This window comes from Marinococcus sp. LNSP9103-4 (assembly GCF_056034345.1).
In genome coordinates this window covers 187873-208614 of sequence record NZ_JBQLIA010000003.1, presented here as the reverse complement: position 1 = coordinate 208614, position 20742 = coordinate 187873, and the positions used below count along the sequence as shown (strand labels likewise).

24 protein-coding genes are annotated in these 20742 nt (G+C 46.6%); 8 read left to right on the top strand and 16 right to left on the bottom strand.

What is annotated here, in order from left to right; translation table 11 throughout:
• Positions 1 to 21 precede the first annotated feature (21 nt).
• The 3 genes from ACTRXG_RS03780 to ACTRXG_RS03770 form a co-directional block, all read right to left on the bottom strand.
• Entirely contained in the window at positions 22 to 684 is a 663-nt protein-coding gene (locus ACTRXG_RS03780) for a type 1 glutamine amidotransferase domain-containing protein (protein ID WP_474284065.1), read from the bottom strand.
• 282 nt (positions 685 to 966) lie between these two features.
• Entirely contained in the window at positions 967 to 2442 is a 1476-nt protein-coding gene (locus tag ACTRXG_RS03775; RefSeq protein ID WP_474262063.1) for a Na+/H+ antiporter NhaC family protein, read from the bottom strand.
• 164 nt (positions 2443 to 2606) lie between these two features.
• A complete protein-coding gene (locus ACTRXG_RS03770; protein WP_474284064.1) occupies positions 2607 to 3029 on the bottom strand; it encodes a universal stress protein in 423 nt (140 codons plus the stop codon).
• Between the two features lie 238 nt (positions 3030 to 3267).
• On the opposite strand from ACTRXG_RS03770, the gene ACTRXG_RS03765 reads away from it, so the two are divergent.
• Entirely contained in the window at positions 3268 to 3735 is a 468-nt protein-coding gene (locus tag ACTRXG_RS03765; RefSeq protein ID WP_474262061.1) for an NUDIX hydrolase, read from the top strand.
• Positions 3736 to 3771: 36 nt separating this feature from the next.
• On the opposite strand, the gene hemG is transcribed toward ACTRXG_RS03765, so the two are convergent.
• The 3 genes from hemG to ACTRXG_RS03750 all read right to left on the bottom strand — a co-directional run bounded on the left by hemG (position 3772) and on the right by ACTRXG_RS03750 (position 6365).
• Entirely contained in the window at positions 3772 to 5157 is a 1386-nt protein-coding gene (gene hemG, locus ACTRXG_RS03760; protein WP_474262060.1) for a protoporphyrinogen oxidase, read from the bottom strand.
• 324 nt (positions 5158 to 5481) lie between these two features.
• Positions 5482 to 5667 carry a hypothetical protein gene (locus ACTRXG_RS03755; RefSeq protein WP_022795241.1) on the bottom strand — a complete coding sequence of 62 codons (186 nt, stop codon included), beginning with the start codon at positions 5665 to 5667 and terminating at the stop codon, positions 5482 to 5484.
• Positions 5668 to 5810: 143 nt separating this feature from the next.
• On the bottom strand, positions 5811 to 6365 hold the full coding sequence (locus ACTRXG_RS03750) for a phosphatidylglycerophosphatase A family protein (protein WP_022795240.1): 555 nt from the start codon (positions 6363 to 6365) through the stop codon (positions 5811 to 5813).
• A 127-nt stretch (positions 6366 to 6492) separates the two neighbouring features.
• Here ACTRXG_RS03750 and ACTRXG_RS03745 point away from each other — a divergent pair, with 127 nt between their 5' ends.
• Both ACTRXG_RS03745 and ACTRXG_RS03740 read left to right on the top strand, forming a co-directional pair.
• Positions 6493 to 7218, top strand: coding sequence for an alpha/beta hydrolase (locus ACTRXG_RS03745; protein ID WP_474262059.1), 726 nt, complete (start codon positions 6493 to 6495; stop codon positions 7216 to 7218).
• 19 nt (positions 7219 to 7237) lie between these two features.
• Positions 7238 to 7666: a GNAT family N-acetyltransferase gene (locus ACTRXG_RS03740; RefSeq protein ID WP_474262076.1), complete on the top strand. Its 429-nt coding sequence runs from the start codon at positions 7238 to 7240 to the stop codon at positions 7664 to 7666.
• A 10-nt stretch (positions 7667 to 7676) separates the two neighbouring features.
• On the opposite strand, the gene ACTRXG_RS03735 is transcribed toward ACTRXG_RS03740, so the two are convergent.
• From ACTRXG_RS03735 to fabI, 5 genes are all read right to left on the bottom strand, one after another.
• A complete protein-coding gene (locus ACTRXG_RS03735; protein ID WP_474262058.1) occupies positions 7677 to 7976 on the bottom strand; it encodes an HNH endonuclease in 300 nt (99 codons plus the stop codon).
• 53 nt (positions 7977 to 8029) lie between these two features.
• Positions 8030 to 8254 (bottom strand): hypothetical protein, encoded by a 225-nt coding sequence (locus ACTRXG_RS03730; protein WP_474284063.1) that lies wholly within the window; start codon positions 8252 to 8254, stop codon positions 8030 to 8032.
• 98 nt (positions 8255 to 8352) lie between these two features.
• On the bottom strand, positions 8353 to 10389 hold the full coding sequence (gene ptsG / locus ACTRXG_RS03725; RefSeq protein ID WP_474284062.1) for a glucose-specific PTS transporter subunit IIBC: 2037 nt from the start codon (positions 10387 to 10389) through the stop codon (positions 8353 to 8355).
• Between the two features lie 186 nt (positions 10390 to 10575).
• On the bottom strand, positions 10576 to 11412 hold the full coding sequence (gene glcT, locus ACTRXG_RS03720; RefSeq protein ID WP_474262055.1) for a glucose PTS transporter transcription antiterminator GlcT: 837 nt from the start codon (positions 11410 to 11412) through the stop codon (positions 10576 to 10578).
• Positions 11413 to 11442: 30 nt separating this feature from the next.
• Positions 11443 to 12225, bottom strand: a complete 783-nt coding sequence (gene fabI / locus ACTRXG_RS03715) for an enoyl-ACP reductase FabI (protein WP_474262053.1) — start codon at positions 12223 to 12225, stop codon at positions 11443 to 11445.
• Between the two features lie 117 nt (positions 12226 to 12342).
• Here fabI and prpE point away from each other — a divergent pair, with 117 nt between their 5' ends.
• Complete coding sequence (gene prpE / locus ACTRXG_RS03710; protein WP_474262052.1) at positions 12343 to 13080, top strand: bis(5'-nucleosyl)-tetraphosphatase PrpE; 738 nt, start codon at positions 12343 to 12345, stop codon at positions 13078 to 13080.
• Here the strand turns inward: prpE and ACTRXG_RS03705 are convergent.
• From ACTRXG_RS03705 to ACTRXG_RS03690, 4 genes are read right to left on the bottom strand one after another with little or no spacing between them, the layout of a single operon-like run.
• Positions 13056 to 13952 (bottom strand): RluA family pseudouridine synthase, encoded by an 897-nt coding sequence (locus tag ACTRXG_RS03705; RefSeq protein ID WP_474262051.1) that lies wholly within the window; start codon positions 13950 to 13952, stop codon positions 13056 to 13058. The genes prpE and ACTRXG_RS03705 overlap by 25 nt on opposite strands.
• Positions 13953 to 13956: 4 nt before the next feature.
• Positions 13957 to 14751 carry an NAD kinase gene (locus ACTRXG_RS03700; RefSeq protein WP_474262075.1) on the bottom strand — a complete coding sequence of 265 codons (795 nt, stop codon included), beginning with the start codon at positions 14749 to 14751 and terminating at the stop codon, positions 13957 to 13959.
• A 23-nt stretch (positions 14752 to 14774) separates the two neighbouring features.
• On the bottom strand, positions 14775 to 15410 hold the full coding sequence (gene yjbM / locus ACTRXG_RS03695) for a GTP diphosphokinase (protein WP_474262050.1): 636 nt from the start codon (positions 15408 to 15410) through the stop codon (positions 14775 to 14777).
• Positions 15411 to 15443: 33 nt separating this feature from the next.
• On the bottom strand, positions 15444 to 15821 hold the full coding sequence (locus tag ACTRXG_RS03690) for a UPF0738 family protein (protein ID WP_474262049.1): 378 nt from the start codon (positions 15819 to 15821) through the stop codon (positions 15444 to 15446).
• Positions 15822 to 15971: 150 nt separating this feature from the next.
• On the opposite strand from ACTRXG_RS03690, the gene ACTRXG_RS03685 reads away from it, so the two are divergent.
• The 4 genes from ACTRXG_RS03685 to ACTRXG_RS03670 all read left to right on the top strand — a co-directional run bounded on the left by ACTRXG_RS03685 (position 15972) and on the right by ACTRXG_RS03670 (position 18865).
• Positions 15972 to 16550, top strand: a complete 579-nt coding sequence (locus tag ACTRXG_RS03685) for a CYTH domain-containing protein (protein WP_474262048.1) — start codon at positions 15972 to 15974, stop codon at positions 16548 to 16550.
• Between the two features lie 84 nt (positions 16551 to 16634).
• Positions 16635 to 17354, top strand: coding sequence for a lytic transglycosylase domain-containing protein (locus ACTRXG_RS03680; protein WP_474262047.1), 720 nt, complete (start codon positions 16635 to 16637; stop codon positions 17352 to 17354).
• Between the two features lie 182 nt (positions 17355 to 17536).
• On the top strand, positions 17537 to 17923 hold the full coding sequence (locus ACTRXG_RS03675) for a globin domain-containing protein (RefSeq protein WP_474284061.1): 387 nt from the start codon (positions 17537 to 17539) through the stop codon (positions 17921 to 17923).
• Between the two features lie 21 nt (positions 17924 to 17944).
• On the top strand, positions 17945 to 18865 hold the full coding sequence (locus ACTRXG_RS03670; protein ID WP_474262045.1) for a ClpXP adapter SpxH family protein: 921 nt from the start codon (positions 17945 to 17947) through the stop codon (positions 18863 to 18865).
• 45 nt (positions 18866 to 18910) lie between these two features.
• Here the strand turns inward: ACTRXG_RS03670 and pepF are convergent, their stop codons facing one another.
• Positions 18911 to 20725, bottom strand: a complete 1815-nt coding sequence (pepF, locus tag ACTRXG_RS03665; RefSeq protein ID WP_474262044.1) for an oligoendopeptidase F — start codon at positions 20723 to 20725, stop codon at positions 18911 to 18913.
• Positions 20726 to 20742 lie beyond the last annotated feature (17 nt).

Genomic DNA, 20742 nt, shown 5'->3' with positions numbered 1-20742 from the left:
GGGCTCTTTTTTCAGTCAGCATTAGCTGCCCAGTTTTTGCACGAATTCTTTAGCTACAGCTTCTGTCGATTGCGGATTTTGGCCGGTAATCAGGAAGCCATCGGATTCCACGTGTTCAGTCCAGTTCGGTGCCGTAACGAATTCGGCTCCAAGCTCACGCAGACGGCTCTCAAGCAGGAACGGCATGTGAGCCGTAAGTCCTGTATCTTCTTCCTCCGCGTCTGTGAAAGCATTTACCCTTTTGCCGGAAACAAGCGGTTCTCCGTTTGAAAGAGTAACGTTCACCAGCGCCGCCGGTCCGTGGCAGACCGAAGCCACGTATTTGTCCGCTTCATAAAATTCACGGATCAGATCCTGGACTTTTTGACTTTCCGGCAGGTCAAACATCGCTCCGTGCCCTCCAGGAATAAAAATGGCATCAAAATCTGAAGCAGAAACAGTATCCACCTTCACTGTTTCTTCAAGGTATTTTTCTGCATCAAGAATTTCCTGGCGCGTTTCCTGCTGCACGCTTCCTTCATCAATCGGCGGCTTACCGCCGTCTACACTTGCGATAGTAACGTTGTAGCCTTTGTTTTGAAATTCAATATATGCTTCCGCAAATTCGGAAAGCCATATGCCTGTTTTTGCTTCATTGTTCACTTTGGAATGACTTGTTACAACCATTAAAACGTTTTTTGCCATGACGATGGTCACCCTTTCCACAATTACTTTCTGATTTAGCACAAAGGAATGTAAAGATGCTTTTCCTCTCTCATCTTTTCAAACATCCTTTAAGCTGTTGCAGAACCTATTCTAACTATATCCGGCAGCCATGCAAAGTAAACTGCTCACGCTCAACCATTCCACTGCAGCAGCTGGGTTCCTGTTAAAAAGATAATCGCGATCCCCATCCAGATGAGAAGCAGAAGGAAAATTTTCCTTCAAACAAAACAAAGCGCACTGCCGAAGCAGCACGCTTTTGGTTTATTCCGAAGGGCGTTCGCGGAGTTCTTCTCCGTTCTTTCCTTCATAGCGGCGCCCCCATCCGGTAATCGCTGCGAGCAGCATGATTAAGACGAGAAACCACCCCTGAAAGACGAAAGGAAATACTGCAGTAGGCTCGACCACCGGCAGCCAGTTGTACTGCTCCTGCATCGTCTGGATCGTAGACCAGCCAAGAAGCACCGGAGCTCCCCACGGGAAAATGTAGCCGAGTGCCGATGTTACCGCATCAAGCAGATTCGCCCGGCGGTAACGGTGAATCCCGTACTTTTCCCCGATATCCCGGACAAACGGAGCCGCTGCAATTTCTGCAGCCGTGTTAATGGTAATGGAACTGTTCAACAGAGCTACAATCCCCCACATTGACAGCTCTGCCCGGCGTACAGAATTTTTAATCCAGCGAACCAGGCCGTTGGTAATCGCCTGCATAGTTCCGCCGAGTCTCATCAAGTAAGCTGCCGCCACAATTAATAATATCAAAATAGCCATATTCACATACCCGGTGATACCATCGATTAACGCCCCTTCGACTACCGCATCTGCTTCAGGGTTAAAACGAATAATATCCGAAAATGAACCCAGACCGGAAATGACGATTAACGGAATGGCAGATACAATTCCCCATGTTAATGAAGTAATTAAATGCTGGCCGGATAATGCCAATATAAGCACGAGCAGAAACGGAAGAAGCATGATCAGACCACCCGGCGAAACGTCTTCCACCACGTTTGCCGAAGAAACGCCGGAGACTGCACCGCCGTCTCCTCCGCCGAAGACTGCAAACAATACTGCACTTGGAATGGCTGCAGCGATCGCGTACTTGAACCGGCTTCTTACTACACCCGGCACATCTGCATTCTGCGTCGTTGCGGAAACGATTGTCGTATCAGAAACCGGCGCAAGATTGTCGCCAAATACTGCACCGGCAAGTATCGCAGCAAACAGCAGTACCGGATCTGCCCCTGTAGCTACGCCGGCTGGAAACATCAGTGTACAAAACGCCACGGTCGTACCGTAGCCGGTGCCGACTGCTGTAGAAAAGACTGCAGCAAGCAGAAATGTTACTGCGGTGAACAGACCGCCTGTCACACCTGTTGCTATCCCTGTCCAGACAAGCCCTTCTACCAAACCGCCTACCTGGAGCACCTGTGCAAACATCCCCGCATAAAACCAGGCCACCATGGCGATGACGCCAATCGGCTGCGCCAGACCGTCAAACAGGCCCTGTGCGTAGTCAGCCCACCGGCTTTTACAAAACAGCATGCCAAGGGTCAGTCCGATGACTGCCCCCAGTACCAGCCCAATCTCAGAGGAAAGCTGAAGAACACTGGTAGTAATCGCCCAGACTACGAAAAACAACAACGGCACTGCAGCTCCAAAAGCCCCAAGCCTGAAATCCAAATTTTCGATAGATTTTGCCCCTACGGCTCTCTCTAACTTTTCTTCTTGTTCTGCCATGTGGAAAACTCCTATGTATAATATTTATTCAGCACGAAAACCATTCTACCACTCCTGTGCCTGTTTGTAATGGACAAACGTACGCCTTGAAAAGAATTTTGCAAATAATAATAAAGCTGCCCGCAAAAATGGCAGCTTTTTAACAGTATTTTATTAAGGCACGTTTATTTTACGACAAGCACAGGGTGACGGATCTGCTCCACAATTTTTCTGCTGACGCTGCCAATAACCATTTTCTGCAACGGATTCAGTCCTCTGCTTCCCACAACAACACAATCAAATTCGTATTCGTTGGCATATTCACTAATAGCCGCTGCCGGATCCCCGTGGAGCACCACTTTTTCTGCTCTTATTCCTTCTGCGCTGAGTCGTTCGACCGCCGGCTGCAGAATTTCTTCTTCATTCTGCTGTTGAATGTATAATTCATGCTCACTCAGCCTGTTCGATTTCGGCTGCGAAGAGGTAGTCGCGTAGACGACCTCCACATAGACTTCGGAAAGCTCCGGCGCAATGCTTTCAATTGCTTTTTCCACCGCACGGGCAGAGTGATCGGAACCGTCTACTGTAATTAACAGTCGTTTAAACATACAAGCATCCCCCTGTTACTTTGCTCTCAATTTCATGCTTTTAATTTACTGTTCCCGATTTTCAGCCAGTTTATACGGCATTTGTCCTGTAATACTGGCTAAATTTATTCACCTCCATGCTTTATTTATTCTTTCACTTTAACATACCATATTTTTACGTATGAATATTGATACTGCTTTTCTCCTATCCATATTTTCATGATATGGTAGAGAAAACACTACAGAGAGGGAGTTTCATGTGGGGTATGTAGAAAACCTAAGGCGGCTCGTTGGAAAAGAAACAGTGATTCTCGTGGGAGCTGTTGTTATTGCAGAAAACGATGAAGGCCGTATTTTGCTGCAGGAAAGAACCAATCCCCCGGGCAGCTGGAGCTTTCCCGGAGGCTTAATGGAGCTCGGGGAGGCTGCCGAAGAAACAGCAGTCCGTGAGACCCTGGAAGAAACAGGTCTCCACGCCCACGGCCTCCGACTGTTTAATGTTTACTCCGGTGAGGGTACGTTTGTGATTGCACCGAACGGTGACCCTTTTTACTGTGTGATTATTGCCTACACCGCTGATCATTTGGAAGGTACTATTCAACCCGATCCCAACGAGTCAGCCTCGGTGGCTTTTTTGGATCCTGCAGCTCTCCCTGAAACAATCGTAGACGGCCAGCAAACGGTTATGAAGGAGTATCTGCGCAGCAGGCATTCAATTGATATGTAAAGAAGCATGCCTTTTCCGGCTGGAAGAGGCGTGCTTTTAAATACTGTGGTACAGGGCTTCTGCAGTATTTATCCCGTTTTGAATGCAGGCGCCGATACCAACCCCGTAATACGAAGCACCAGCCACGTAAACGCCTGGAAACTTTTCTTTCAGCAGCCTTTCAAGCTCTCCGACAGCTGACTGGTGCCCGATGTGATAATTTGGCATCAGCTGTTCCCAGTCTGTTACTTCCAGCCTTACCGGCTCCTGTTCAATATGAAGGCTTTTCTTAAGGTCATTTAGCGCTGTCTGCTTTATCTGCTCTTCTCCTCCCTCCTGCATTCGTTGATACGCAGGCTTGGAGCTTTTGTAAAATAAACGCACCAGCACATTTTCGCCTTTCGAAGTATGAATCCATTTCCGGTTGCTCCATGTGCATGCATTACATTCAAGATCGCTGTTCTCAGAAACGATAAATCCCGTCCCGTCCCGCGGCAGACTGTCCGGCGGCAGGGAAAAACCAGCATACACACTTAAAAGAGACGAACTCTGGAACTCGTTAAATATTTTTGTCATCTCTTCATCCTGCAGTATACGTGCTGCAGTCCGGTGCGGTGCAGCTATAACTATGGCATCTGTCTCCAGGCTTTCTCCGTTGTCGAGCTTCACCTGATACGCTTCATCTTTCTTTTTAATGTGCTCCACCTGCCGTCCAAACAACACCTCTGATTCGGTTAATTTCGAAAGCAGCGCCTCCGGCAGCGAAGACAAACCATTCCGGAAGGAAATGAATTTTTTCCCCACCCCCGCTCCAAACGTTTTTTTGTTTTTCGCAATCCCCCGCATAATACTTCCAAAATCGTTTTTATAATCCACGAGGTACGGAAGGGTCGATGCCATGGTAAGTGAGTAAATATCCCCCGAGTACACGCCGGACAAAACCGGTGCAATTTGATTTTTCACCAGTTCACGACCCAGGAAGGATTCGAGGAACTCCCCCACTGAGCTTTCTTTCGTGAAGTTCTTATTCTTTTTTACGTAATCTCCAAGTGCCTGAACCTTTCCTTTCCAGGAAATAAGCGGACTTTTTAAAAGCGACCCTGGTCCCGATGGAATACCAAAGACTGCATCCTTCGGGAGCGGATAAAGCTGATCTTTTACATACAGGTAAGACACTCCGGTGCTGTTATACACCATTTCTTTTTCGAGTCCCACTTCTTTGACTAACGGAAGCACTGCGCTGTGCCTTGCTACAACAGAATCAGCCCCGGTTTCCATAATAAAATCTTCATGATGGACGGTTCGTATTTTACCGCCTGCTTTTTCTTCTTTTTCCACAAGCGTCAATTCAATATTGCTGCCGCTTTCCAATTTCCATTTCTGCAGGTAATACAGAATGGTAAGCCCTGTAATTCCCCCACCTACTACGGTAATACGTTTCATTCGTCTTCCTCTTTTCTGCATTCTAACGATTTTGTGCTATATCTAAAATTATGCCGCCGTTCTTTATTTGATGCAAATATATAAAATAATTTCATGCATTCGTTTACAAATGTTTACAAAGAGACAGGAACAGGTAATGGTATCAGGCCGAGACCTGCTATTTTTGATAGGAGAAATGATTATGGGAAAATTAAACGGAAAAACATTGGAAAGAAAGCACCGAATAACTCCTCATAACTAAGAGCCGTTTTACGTCCCGGGACATAAAACGGCTCTTACCTTTTCTTATTTAATCTATTTTTTATAAAGCTGTATGTTTTAGCTTTAAGCTTCATCGTACGTATATCGCACCACATATTTATTGGAGCGCAGCTTTCTTATTTCTACGAGCGGTCCTAGTTCGTATCCGTTGTGCCAGTTTTCTTCAAGCTTTGCTTTGAGGCAGCCGGCCTGAAATTTTGAATGAAAGGTTTTTTTCCAGTATATCCAACGCGGTTTGGTTTCCTGCACTAGAATTTCTACTCCTTTATCATATATTTAAGTTTGCTTTTTCTCTACATATTGTACTCCCAATTGTTTTATTTGTTAAGTACAATGAGTTATCCACACAAAAACCCCGCAGCAAAAAACTGCGGGGTTACTTATGATTTCTTTCAGCCAATCAACTCTTCATCTTCGCGGTGTTTAATCTGCCTGCTCGTACGCTCTTCTTCCTTATCACGCATACGGTGAGCAAGACGTGCGGAAGCGCTCGATGCGATGCTTGCGACCAGGTCATCTAAAAACGTGTGCACTTTGTCTTCACTTGTGTCCAATTCGTTAATAATACCATCTTTGGCTTTATCCAAATATCCAAATGTCGTAACGGCTATACTTCCGAACCCAAATACCGAACCAAGCGCCACCGTCTCGTCAATACCAAACAAGCCTTCATCCGTATCAACCAGTGACTGCAGAGGCTCAGACAACTGGTTATTTTCGGCCAGTTTGTCGATTTCCACGCCCACTAAGATAGCATGCTGAATTTCCCTTTTATACAATACAGCATCCACGCTTTCCAGGCAGTCATCCATTGTCAGATTTGGTGCGTATTTTGCCTGCATATTATATACGATATCTGCAATGTCCTGAAGGGAAACTCCGCGCTCCTCGAGCATATCCCTTGCTGCTTTTTCTACTTTTTCACTTGATACTTTTTCTTTAGTCATATTGCTGCCTCCTTTGTCGAGTGCAATCCGGAATACATAAAAGCCCTTAAAATTATGTTACAATAGCTATTGCAACAATAAGGGACTTCACTAATACTATTTCCCTATGAAAGGATTGTGAAACGTCATGGACGGTACCCAGCAGGATGTCACATTTCACAGCGAAATATTGGATCACTCATTTGATTTACGTATCTACACCCCGGATGGATTCACTCCTATGTCTACATATCATTTAATCATCGCCCAGGACGGTAAGGATTACTTCCGGCTCGGCCATTTAGTCCGCTATGCCGAACAGGCGATGGAGGAAGGAGCCCCCGACACGGTAATCGTAGGAGTTCCTTATCCTTCTGTGCGCCAGCGCAGAAACTGGTACCATCCCGATGAAGAGGGCCATAATGATTATCTTCAATTTATGGCCTCAGAACTCCTTCCGTTTATGGAAAAAGAGTATCACACTGAGCCTTCACCTGAAGCGAGGACGCTGCTTGGCGATTCCCTCGGAGGTACAGTTTCTTTAATGGCTTCTCTTCGCTATCCTAACATTTTTCAGCGGGTTGTGATGCATTCACCGCTTGTTAACGAAACGGTATTCAATGCTCTGAAAAACTCAGAGGACTGGCCTTCCTTTACGTTGTACCATACCATTGGAACTGAAGAACAGGAAGTAGACACGACAGCTGGTACGGTCGAAGATTTTCTGAAACCGAACCGTGATTTGTATGAATATCTTTCTGTTAAAGCATCCCATTATTATTACAAAGAGCTCGAAGGCGGTCATTTATGGAAGGTATGGGAGCAGGACGTGCTTCATTCGCTTGCTTACATGTTTGATATCGAACTGGATTGAGAAAGGACTGCGTTTTATGATTGAAGTATATGAAGTAAGTAACAGACAGCAGCTCGAAGATGCCTTCCGGGTCCGTTTTGACGTTTTCGTCGAGGAACAGAATGTGCCCGAGGAAGAAGAAATTGATGAATTTGAAGAAGAAGCTGTCCATTTCGTCGTATATGACGGCGAACGGGCAATTGGAGCATCCCGGCTCCGGTTTGAAGAAGACTATGCTAAAGCGGAACGTGTATGTATTTATTCCTCCTTCCGCGGGACCGGAAGCGGCCGGCTGCTGATGCAGGCCATGGAATATAAAGCACTGGAAATGGAAAAGCCTGTCATGAAGCTCAATGCACAAAAATATGCTTCCGGGTTTTATCAATCCCTCGGGTACGAAGTCACGTCCGGTGAGTTTATGGATGCCGGCATCCCTCATGTAGAAATGAAAAAGTCGCTTAGCTGGTGAGCATCCCTGCTCACCTTTTTTTCGTTTTCGATCGTCGTACTTTCACCCTTTTTTCTCCCCGCTGCTTTCGTATCCATTTAATAAACCGCCAAATTTTTTCATCAGCCCGCAGCTGTTCAATAGTGTTCAGCCTTACGGCCAGCTCTTTGTTACTGTATAAAGCATGTATCTGCCGATGACAGGCTTTACACAGCCAGGCAGTTGCCCCGTGTGTCCCTCCTTCATCCTTTGGCACCAGATGGTGCACTGTGCGTTCGACTTCCTCCCGTCCGCAAAGCTCGCACGTCCCCACCGATTTTCTCTGTTTCAATCACTTCTCCTCCTAGTCCGTAATAAAAAGAGAACTGCCGGAAGGCAGCTCTCTCAGGCAAGCGTATGAATGCGCCGCCCTTTTTTATTTTCTTCTTCTAAAATACGCTCATACCTTTTTTCGAGTGACCGATAGACGTCCTGCTGCTCACTCGAATATCTTTTCGGCTCTACGGGCTGCACCCGCTGAATACGGCGTACTCCCAGCTTCACCGGCGGCTGTTGGCGGTTGGCATAATTAACAGCCGATGCATTAATATATGGAACTACCAGTGCCATGCTCAGACCCTCCTCCACTGTTTACAATGATGGATTGAAGAAAAAATGATCACTAGTATTCTTTACCCTTTTTTCCATATATTAAGCACCGGAAACGGTTATTTAATCATAATAATACCGTCTTCCTCTGCCCGAACCATTTTCCCACTTTCTACACTGACAGTATATTCTTTATCCAGATTGGTGAACACTACGGGTGTAGTTGTAGAAGCTGCTTCCTGACGGATTTTCTCAAGGTCAGCTTTAACTAGTACATCTCCCTGCTTCACCTTATCGTTTTCTGTCACAAAGACTTCGAAGCCTTCACCTTTCATATTAACCGTATCCAGACCGATATGAATGAGAATCTCTGTACCTTCATCGGTCTGCATCCCTACAGCGTGTTTCGTCGGGAACACTGTAGTAATAGTGCCGTCGGCAGGCGCATGAAAGATGCCTTCTTCCGGCACAATTGCAAATCCGTCTCCCATCATTTTTCCGGAAAACACTTCATCCTCCACTTCATCGATACGGATCAGCCGTCCGGAGGCTGGACTTGTAATGGACATGGCCTGGATATCTTCAGCAGAAGCAGTGTTCATTGCAGTAGCAGCCGTTTCTTTTTCTGCTATTGGTTCAGGCGTTTTTCCAGCAATAACGTCCTGCATCTGGGACTTAATCGCATCTGATTTAGGACCAAAAATCGCCTGAACGTTATTGCCGACTTCCATTACGCCGGAAGCACCCAGTGCTTTAAGCTGATCTTTATTCACTTTATCTTTTTCATTGACTGTGATCCGAAGTCTTGTAATGCAGGCGTCCAGGTGCTTTAAGTTTTCCTGGCCGCCAAACGCAGCAATGATTTCTCTTGGCAGTTCATCGTCAGAAGCTGCACCAGACATTCCAGCGGCTCCTTCTGTGGCTGCTTCACGCCCCGGAGTCATCAGGTTGAATTTTTGAATAGCAAACCGGAATCCGAAGTAATAAATTAACGCAAAGCATAGGCCCACCGGAATAACGAGCCACCATTCCGTCCGGTTTGGCACGATGCCGAAGAGCATAAAGTCGATAACGCCTCCGGAGAAGGTCATGCCAATTTTGACATCAAGCAGCTGCATAATCATAAAAGAAAATCCGGCAAAAATCGCGTGAATCGCAAACAAAAGCGGTGCTACAAACAAGAAGCTGAACTCAAGCGGCTCGGTAATACCTGTCAGAAATGAAGTTAATGCCGCTGAACCCATAATACCTGCGACCATCTTTTTATTTTCCGGACGGGCGCAGTGGTAAATTGCGAGAGCCGCAGCCGGCAGACCGAACATCATGAATGGGAATTTCCCTGTCATGAACGTTCCGGCAGTAAAAGGCACTCCGTCTTTCATCTGTTCAAAGAAAATCCGCTGATCTCCATTGACCGTTTCTCCTGCATCGTTCACATAGCTTCCAAATTCGAACCAGAACGGGGAATAGAAAATGTGATGCAGGCCGAATGGTACGAGTGAACGTTCCATTACGCCGAAAATAAATGCGGAAAGCGTTTGGTTTGATTCTGTCACATAGAGCGACAGGGAATTCAATCCGCTCTGAATCGGGGGCCATGCCAGGGTCAAAGCAGCACCGATAACCAGACCGCCCACAGCGGTAGCAATCGGTACAAATCTTTTCCCTGCGAAAAATCCTAAGTAGGTTGGCAGATTAATATTATAAAAGCGCTGGTACATCACTGCTCCTAATATACCGGCAATTATTCCCCCAAACACCCCTGTCTGAAGTGTGGGAATACCAAGCACTGACGCGTAGCCCGGCTCTTCAAGCATATCTGTATTAACACTTAATAGCACGCTCATCGTAACGTTTATAATCATAAACCCGATCAGTGCTGCAAGAGCTGCTACTCCGTCTCCTGCCAGACCGAGCGCTACACCGACTGCAAATAATACCGCTAAATTATCAAATACTACCCCACCGGCTTCCGACATCAGCTCGGCAATTAATTCTGCTGGAGCAGAAGTCAGAAATGGCAGCAATTCGATCATTTGCTCTTCCTGCATGGCGGTACCGATAGCAAGAAGCAGACCGGCCGCTGGAAGAAGGGCAACCGGAAGCATCAGGGCGCGCCCGATACGTTGAAGTACTCCAAATGACTGTTTCCACATATGTATCTCTCCTAATTATTTTTTGGAAGACTCATCATTGACCACAGGTCTCAGTGCATAAAAAAAGCATGAGAGATACACTAATCGCGAGGTCACAAAGAGAAAAGAAGCTGGGTCTTCTCCCTTTGGTTCAAACGCGATCAGCATTCTCTCATGCCTGCTTTACCAGTAACACGGAACACTAGATCAATTATTTCGTTTCGATGAAAGCCTTTGCAGATGAATGGTTAAATAAACGGCTTCGCCTTCTGGTATCGTCGTCTGCAAAGCACGCTGCATCGTTCGTATGAGCTTCCAAGACAAATTATAGCAGAAGGGGTACTCTGCCTGCAACATTTTTTTTAATGGCTCAGACGCCTCTTCGAACTCACCGTTTCTTACCCTTGCGACAGCCTGCTGCAGATGACGGAACAGCCGGCGGTGATCTAAATCTTCCGGTGACAGCTGAATATCGAGAGCCCGCTCCACCATTACTGTCATATCTTTTACAAGCCGCGTATAAGCGTTCACCTGGTCAAGCGGTGTTCTCGTTACTGCCCCGTGCAGGTGCAGGGCAATAAACCCTTTTTCTTCTTCTGGAAGCCGCACCCCTGTCCATTGTTCAATTTCATCAATGATCCATCCGGCCGCACGGTATTCTTTTTCATAAGCAAGCTGGGTTTCTTTTAAAAACGGGTTGCTGATTGTGAGACCTTTTTTTGTTCTCTCAAGTGCAAAGCTGAGGTGATCCGTTAACGCCACATGAATGTGTTCTTCGAACGTTTCCGCCCACTCTGCTTCAAGCACCTGCAGAATTTCTGTAATACAGGCGATAAACGTCTCATCGATGTGCTCGATTAACTGTCGGTACTGCGTCTGTTCATTTTCATTTTTCAATATGAAAAACTTTTCCGGCGCTCCAGCATCAATGAGGTCTCCCGGGCGCTTGGAAAAACCGATGCCCCGCCCGGTAAGAATAACTTCCCCGTAGTCCTCGTGTTCTGCAATCACAACGTTATTGTTTAACCCTTTAATTACTTTCATCTTTCACCACCATGTTCCTGCAGATCTGATTTACATGCCGTATGCGTGATAGCCTCCGTCGACATGGATAACTTCCCCTGTAATTCCACTCGACATTCCGCTCATCAGAAAGGCAGTGGTGTCCCCGACCTCTTTTTGGGTAACTGTACGCCGCAGAGGGGCATGCTCCTCCATCGCCTTGATGGTGTCGTTAAAACCGGAAACACCTTTAGCTGCCAACGTACGAATCGGACCGGCCGAGATTGCATTGACTCTAATGTCGTCTGCACCCAAATCGTTTGCCAAATAACGCGTACTTGCCTCCAGAGAAGCTTTCGCTACGCCCATGACGTTATAATTTTTCACGATCCGCTCTGCCCCAAGGTAGCTCATCGTAACAAAAGAGCCTCCTTCTGACATTAAATCAAACTCTTTTACAGCCTTTGCAACTGCAGTGAAGGAATATGCACTGATTTCCTGGGCCAGTAAAAATCCTTCACGCGTAGCATTTAAGTATTCGCCCTCGAGCTCTTCTCTTTTCGCATAAGCCAGGGAATGAACGACGCCGTGAATGGTTCCCGCTTCTTCTTTAATTTTTGCAAAGCATTCGCGGATCTGCTCGTCGTTGGTGACATCACACTGAACGACGAGTGGTTCTTTCTGATCCAGCGAATCCGCCAATTTTCTGACACTTTTTTCAGTGCGCTGCTGTCCGTATGTAAATACTAAATCAGCTCCTGCCTCTGCCAGGCTTTCCGCTGCTCCCCAGGCTATGCTTCTTTTATTGGCAACACCCATCACGACAAATGTTTTTCCTTCAAGTGATAATTGCATCGTTGTCTCTCCTTTAGATATGATTGTATCAATATCAAATAATTTCTTTACCTTTATATCATTGAACCGCCAGGCTGTCCAACAGCCGTTATATTTTTTCAGAAGGGAGAGGTCTGAGTGAACAGACACTTTGACTTTATCAGCGACATTCACGGCTGTGCGTACGAAATGACCGAAATGCTTTCAGTACTCGGCTATGATCATAATCAAAATTACATGCACCCCGGCGGCCGTCAGCTTGTAATCGTTGGCGACATCACAGACCGCGGGCCAAATTCTATAGATGTCATCCGTATAACAGAGCAAATGGTTAAAAGCGGAAACGCCCTGTATCTGCCTGGAAACCATTGTGACAAACTGTACCGCTGGTTTTTGGGGCGCCCGGTCCAGGTAGGTCACGGGCTTGAAAAAACCATCCAGGAGTGGGAAGCACTTCTCCCGGGTGAGCGGCAGGAGATAAAGCAGAAGTTTATGGACTTGTTTGAGCAGGCACCGCTGTACCAGCTGTTCGACAACGGAAACGCTCTTGCTTCCCATGGCGGCATGCAGGAAAGTCTGATCGGCCGAACGGACCGCAGAACCCGGAATGTAGTTTTGTACGGCCCGACAAAGCTAAACGCCAGGCGCGAACCTGAGCGTATAGACTGGGCTCCCGCTTACCGCGGCAGGCCTTTCATCATTTACGGCCACACCCCTGTATGGAAAGCCCGGCTCGTCGGCCGGACTTTAAATATTGATACAGGCTGTTCATTTGGAAACAAGCTTACCGCCTACCGTTACCCGGAACATGAATTCGTTGAGGTCCCTTCCACTCTGCCGCTGCAGCCGGATCACTTAAATACCTTCAGCCGATGAGCAGCCAGAAAATCATTAATATCTTCAGGGTGCGGAGCCGTAATGTTGATCATTGTTTCCTGTACCGGATGAAAGAAAGTCAGACGGCAGGCGTGCAATGCCTGCCTGTTCAAGTATTCATTTCTATTTCCATACAGCGTATCACCGGCAAGTGGAAAACCGGACGCAGAAGCATGCACCCGGATCTGATGCGTCCGGCCGGTTTCCAGCCCAAACTTTAAGACTGTGTGTTCAGGCAGTATTTCAATCACCTCTGCGGTTGTCACAGCTCTTTTTCCGTCCGGTGCTGCCACCTGTTCCACCAGACTGGTCGTACTCGGGCGGATCGGAATATCTATACGCGTGAATGCCCTCGGCCATCTGCCTTCAACGATCCCGATATACTCTTTCGCTCCGGCATTCATATGTTTTTCCATGCGGGAGTGGGCATATGCATGACGGGCAAAAGGAACGATACCGCTTGTTCCGCGGTCGAGCCTTGAAACAGGATGAATGGCAGACTGTATGCCCTTGTTTCGCAGATAACCAGCCAGTCTCCCTGCCAGTGACTCCTCTCCTGCTGCTCTTCCGGGAATGGTTGGCAGGCCCGCAGGCTTGTTGATTACTATAACGTCTTTATCTTCATAGAGCACTTCCAGCTGCTCCTGGGACTCTTTAAAATGAGCAGGAACGGTTCCTGACGGGATGCTTATCTGCAGCTCATCCCCGGCGCTTAACCGGTCATTTCCCCGGCTTACTTTCCCATTTATATACATGGGGAGTGTATCTACTTTTTTCCATACTCTCCGTGAGACATCTTTGTACTGGCTCAAAAATCTTTTTACCTCCAGGTTTTCTGCCCCGGCAGGCACGCTCCATGTAATTGTCCGCATCCTTTTATTCTCCGATAAACGATTCTTTCACGCGCTTCCAGAAAGGAAACGGACGGAAGCGGGCGAATCGCACTTTTTCTTCTGCCACCCGGTACTGAATGGACTCAATCCCCTGGTCGACAAGAGTGATATGGTCAATAGTAATCTGCATGTCCACATCATTCACCGGGCGCAGAAGACAGGTATGGTGCTGCGGCAGAATTAAAGGCGAGCCGATCGTCCGGTAAACCCGGTTATTAATGCTTGCCATTTCAGATATTTGAATACTTGATAAGGAAGGGTGCAGAATCGCCCCGCCCAGAGATTTGTTATACGCCGTGCTTCCGGAAGGCGTGGAAATACATAGGCCGTCTCCGCGAAACGTTTCAAAATGATCGCCTTTAATATCTACATTGCATACGAGAGACCCTTCGAGCGTTTTTACCATGCATTCATTTAAGGCTAAGTACCGTTCGAACCTCGTATGTTCATTATAGCGGACAATTACTTCAAGCAGCGGGTACTCCACTACCTGGAAGGGCGTTTTTGCAAGATGAATCACCAGCTTTTCCACTTCTTCCGGCTGCCAGTCTGCATAAAAACCGAGGTGACCGGTATGTATACCTACAAAGCATACATCTTCAAGTGATTCATAATAATGATGGAACGCCTGCAGCAGCGTGCCGTCGCCCCCCACAGTGATCACAATATCAGGATGGACTTCGTCATGGATCAGGCCGAATTCATTCAGATAGGAAAGCACTTTGTCCCTGATTTCGTTGGAGGTGTCGTCTCCGCGGGACGTAACGTTGTATCGCATGTTTTCATCGGTGGACGGGATACTCATGTATTTGGACCCTCACTTTCCCTATTTTGCATATAGATACGCTGCGCTTCCCGCACCTCGCCTTTTATTTTAGACATTTCTTCATCGAGCTGAAATGCAGCTTCTGCAGCGCGCTGCAGCCGGTGCTTAATATCCTCCGGAATTTCACCGCTGTACTTGTAGTTTAAAGAATGTTCAATAGTCGCCCAGAAATTCATCGCCATTGTCCGCACCTGAATTTCTGTAAGCACGTCTTTGCGGCCGTCAATCGTATGCACAGGATAGGAAACGACCATGTGAAAAGATCGGTAGCCACTCTCTTTTTTTTCCTTAATGTAATCCCGCTCCTCCAAAACCTCAAAATCCTGTCTTGTCCGCATCAAATCCACAATGGTATCAATGTCACCGACAAATTGGCAGACGATACGAATACCGGCAATGTCCTGCATTTTCGTGTCGATTTCATCGAGCGGAATATCTTTGCGCTGGGCTTTATCAAGAATGCTCGTTACCGGCTTGACCCTCCCGGTAACAAACTCAATCGGAGTGTGCTGTGAAGACATCTGGTACTGCTCTCTTAATCCTTTTAATTTCACCTTTATTTCCTCTACCGCCTGCATGTATGGCGAAAGAAACGTCTGCCAGTTACTCATGGTTTACCACCACTCATTTACATTATTATGAGGTTATACGTTGAATGCTTCTTCAAATGCAGATACCATTTCAGTACCGTAATTCCCGTTTCCAGGCACATTATCCATTAAATATTCAATTTCTTCATGAAAGTTTTCTAAATGCAGGGCACTTCCGCTTTTTACATAGACATGCTTTCCATTATCGTAAGCCTTTTTCAAAAGGGGCCATACTCTTTTTGGAATACGGAGCTGCACAAATTCGTCCTCCATATCCAGTACATAAACAAGCGTGAGAGCATCGGAATCTGCGAGCATCTGTCCGCCGTCGCTTAATTTCTGCCATTCTTTTTCCGGCCATTCTTCCACCGGATACATCATTAATGAGTCATTGTCTTCTTCGTAATGATTCACAGTCAATATATGCTGCATGTCATAATTCCTCCAAAACAGGGCAAGTATACGTTTCTTATCTGTATCTAATTTTATCATAACTTATGTAAACAGACAGAGCGCAAACCATATGATAAGATAATGCATAGCGTTTTTCCAGTAATTCGGTATTAGAAAGGATGATTCTCCGTGGCGAAAGAACAGGAAATTGAAGCGAAGAACCTTTTGACGGAGCAGGAGTTTGCCTCTCTTACAGCTGACTTCGCGATTCAGGAAAATGATTTTTCTTCGCAAAAAAATACATATTTTGATACTGACAGCTTCGACCTTCGTTCCCGCAAATCCGCTTTGCGTATACGCGAGCGGGGCGACTCATACACCCTGACATTGAAAGAGCCGGCTCCGGAAGGACTCACTGAATGGAATCAGACTGTCACAGCACAGGAGGCTCAGGAGGCTATCACAGCCGGAACACTGCCTGCCGGTGACGTCTCCGGACGTCTTCAGGCACTGATTGGTTCCGTGCGCGTTGAAAGTGTAGGCACACTGACCACCTACCGGGCCTCCCAGACCTTTCGTACAGGAGAAATCTTTTTTGACCGGAGTCATTATTTAGGGATCACAGATTATGAGCTCGAAATAGAAGGACCGAGTGAAAAAGAGGTTTATGCCTGGATGAATGAACTGGCAGACAAACATCAATTTCCTCTCCGCAGCACACCGAACAAAATTGAACGACTTTTCCAACGCAGCCGGCAGCAGGATTAAAAACAGTAACATCCGCGCATTGTTCTTCATTTGAAATACTGGTATATTTTTCTTATCTGAATTTTATTAGTGGGGTGAATTTTTTTGACGATTTCTTCCTCTCTTTTCCCATCTTCAACCAATGCAGCTGCCGGAAGCAGCCAGCCGTCCGTTCCTTCGCAGACAGCTTCTGCTGCCGGCCGTTTCGGTTCTTTTTTATACGATTCTTTGAAATCAACCCAGGCTATCATGGCCGAACAGAACAGCAGCGGCTTCAGTCCGGTCTCTTCTTCGTTGTTCTTAAACCCGGTGAGCGCAAGCAGCTATTTCAGTCATTTGGGTGACGAAGCATCCAGTAATCCGGCTGAGTCTGCCGCAAAGGAAGTAAAAAAGGAAACCGCTGCTGCCTCTGAAAATCCTTCTTCATCTAAACAGACTTCAGGTTCGGGCGTTGTGCAGACGATTGAGCGTTTATCGGAAAAATACGGGGTAGACAGTAAACTTGTCCGCGCACTGGTAAAGCAGGAATCCGGCTTTAATCCAAACGCTAAAAGCCATGCGGGCGCTATGGGGCTGATGCAGCTGATGCCGGGCACTGCTTCTATGCTGAAAGTAAAAGACCCGATGGACCCTGAACAAAACCTTGACGGAGGTATTCGCTATTTAAGAGACATGCTCGATAAATACAATGGCAATAAAACGCTTGCCCTTGCCGCTTATAATGCCGGCCCGGGTAATGTTGATAAATATGATGGTATTCCACCGTTTAAAGAAACCCAAAAATACGTACCAAATGTGCTTGCCAACTATCAGGATCTTGTATAGCCTGAAAAAACAATCCCGTCTTCGGGGTTGTTTTTTTGCCCCGGCAGCCATTTGCCATTCAAAATATTTGCGGTTGCCGGGTCTCATTGCTAGAATAAAAACTGAAATATAATAATTGCGTTTGGCGCTATTGCTCTGTCTTTGTAAGCATAAACGTTAAAACGTTGTTCCGGAGGTTTACAATGACAGGTTTTAAATCCAGCTTTGATAAGCTTGGCGAAGAAAAACTTTCTGAACTTATTGATACGTTTTACAGAAAGGTTGGCGATCATCCGGATTTGGCTCCTATTTTTCCGGAGGACCTTACAGAAACCGCCCGTAAACAAAAGCAGTTTATGACACAATTTTTAGGCGGTCCGCCTTTGTATACAGAAGAACACGGCCACCCACGTCTGCGGGCCCGCCATCTCCCGTTTCCAATTACGAAAACACGAGCGAAAGCCTGGCTGTTATGCATGGATGAAGCGATGGAAGAAATCAACCTCGACAATGACGTTAGACAGGAAATGTTTCAGCGGCTTGTGGTGACAGCACAGCACATGATAAATACTACCGAAGAAAATTCATAACGAAAGGAGCGTGAACTGGTCATGGGCAACGAGCATTTTTCTTTTTGTGATGACAGTTCCGGTTCCTGCAGTCTGCCGCAGTCTACCGACACACATTTATCGAAAAAGCCGCTTGAATTATATATTTTTATGGATCCATTGTGTCCGGAGTGCTGGGCATTTGAACCTGTATTAAAAAAGCTGCTCATTGAATACGGCCACTATTTCACGCCAAAGCTTCTGCTCACTTCAAACATTGAATGCTGGAGTGAAGAGACACAAAAGCCAGTGAAAGAAGAGATGAAAAAAGAAATGGCCCTGTTTTATGAGGAAGTGGCCACCCGGACCGGCATGCCGGCAGATGGAAGCGTGTGGCTGAAGCACTCTGCTCCTTCTGCCTACATTCCTGCACTAGCCATGAAAGCAGCGGAAATGCAGGGAAAGCAGCTGGCTTCGGTTTTTTTTCGGAATATCAGAGAGAATTTATTTCTGCACGGCCGGGACATCTCCACGGAACAAACGCTTGTCCAGATCGCGGAAGCGACCGGACTGGACATTGAAGAATTTCAGCGCGATATACATTCTGCCTGTACCCGGAAAGCCCTGAATTGTGATATCAGGACCTCCCGTGAAATGGAGGTCGATCAGGCGCCAACATTCGTTTTCTTTAACGATCATGTTGAGGATGGAGGACTGAAGGTTTCCGGGCTGTATCCCTACCAGGTTTACGAAGAAATCCTCTCCGACATGCTAGGACATGTGCCGGAGCCTTCTCACTCATTAACGCTTGAAAAGTTTCTCTCCCGCTATCCGCGAATTACGACGAAAGAAGTTTCTGTTGTATTCGACTGGAGTGAAAAAGAGGCTGAAAAGCAGCTGAAGCAGCTTCTGCTGATGAGAAAGATGAAGCATGTCCCACTAAAGAATGGGGCCTACTGGGAGTATGTACCTTCCTTTACCTAAAAAAATAAAAATCCGCGGAGATGCTTTACATCTCCGCGGATTTTTTTATTGAAGCAGCAGTTCTTCCAGTTCATTCAAGGTATCTTCAAACGACTTCATGGCCAGTTCAATCGGCTTGGAGGTAGTCATATCGACCCCTGCTTTTTTCAGAACCTCGATTGGATAATCCGAACTGCCGGATTTCAGAAACTGCAGGTAGCGCTCCACTGCAGGCTCCCCTTCCTCTGTGATCTGTTGGGACAAAGCAGCAGCAGCGCTGTAGCCGGTGGCATACTGATATACATAAAAGTTCATATAAAAATGAGGGATTCTTGCCCATTCCAGCGCAATATCATCATCGAGTGTCATATGAGGCCCGAAATACTGTTCATTCAACTCATAATAAAGAGCATTCAGCAGATCCGGAGTCAGTGCTTCCCCTGCTTCTGCCTTTTCATGAATTAACTGTTCAAACTCAGCAAACATCGTCTGGCGGAAAACCGTGCCCCGGAAGCCTTCGAGGTACTGATTCAATAAATACGCTTTTTCTGTTTTGCTTGTCGTTTTTGTCAGTAAATGACGGGTAAGCAGTGCTTCATTGACAGTAGAAGCTACCTCCGCCACGAAGATGGTGTAATCAGCATAAGGGTACGGCTGATTTTGATGAGTCAGATAGCTGTGCATTGAATGCCCGAGTTCATGGGCCAGCGTATACACATTGTTTATACTGTCCTGCCAGTTCATCAAAATGTATGGCATTGTTCCATATGCCCCGGAGGAATAGGCTCCACTCCGTTTCCCAACGTTTTCATAAACGTCCACCCAGCCTTTTTCAAATCCGCCGGCAATCGTTTCTGTATATTCTTTTCCCAGCGGCTGCAGTGCTTCGAGAACGGTTTCTTTTGCTTCCTCGTACGTCATTTTCATATCAATATCTTTAACAAGCGGGGTATACAGGTCATAGTTATGAATCTCATCAAGTTCAAGCACCTGCTTACGCAGCTTTACGTAACGGTGGAGCAGCGGCAGGTAATCATGAACGGTCGAAACAAGCTGGTCATAAACCTTTTCCGGAATATGATTATTGCTTAGCGCAGCTTCTCTGGCTGAACGGTACTTACGAATACTTGCATTAAACGTATTCTTTTTCACCTGTCCGCCAAGCGTGCTTGAAATGGTATTTTTAAACCTGCTGTATGTGCTGTAGACAGCCTTAAAAGCTTCTTCCCGCACACGACGGTTGTCACTTTCCAAAAAGTTAAGCAGACGCCCGTGGGTCACCTGGGCATCATTTCCGTTCTCATCCTTTATGGACGGAAACTCCAGATCAGCATTATTGAGCATTCCAAAAGTGTTGCCCGGCACAGCCATCACTTCAGAAGCCTGGGCGAGCAGTGCTTCTTCTGATTCTGTCAAAACATGCGGACGTTCTTTATTGATCGCATCAAGGGCGTGTTCGTATAACCGGAGCTCCGGCTCTTCCTCATAAAATGCTTTAATCGTTTTTTCAGGAATAGTCAGGATTTCAGGCACGAGAAAAGCCGTTGCCTGTCCGAGCTGGCTGGCCAGTCTTCTTGCACGGTCCTCCATTCCCTGATACAGCGATTCGTTTGTATTCTGATCATAACGCATATGCGCATAAACAAATAAACGGCTGAACCGCTCTGTAATTTTATCCTGCTGCTGCAGGGCTTCATACAGCATATGACCCGAATCTCCGAGGCGCCCTTTATATGACTCGATTGCCGGAATCATACTTTGAATGTGTTTAAATTCTTCTTCCCATTCTTCATTGCTTGAAAAAATATCCTCTAAATTCCATTTATACTGTTCACTGATTTCTTCGCGTTTTGGCAGTTGTTCTACAGCAGATGAACTCAATGGAACGCACCTCCCTT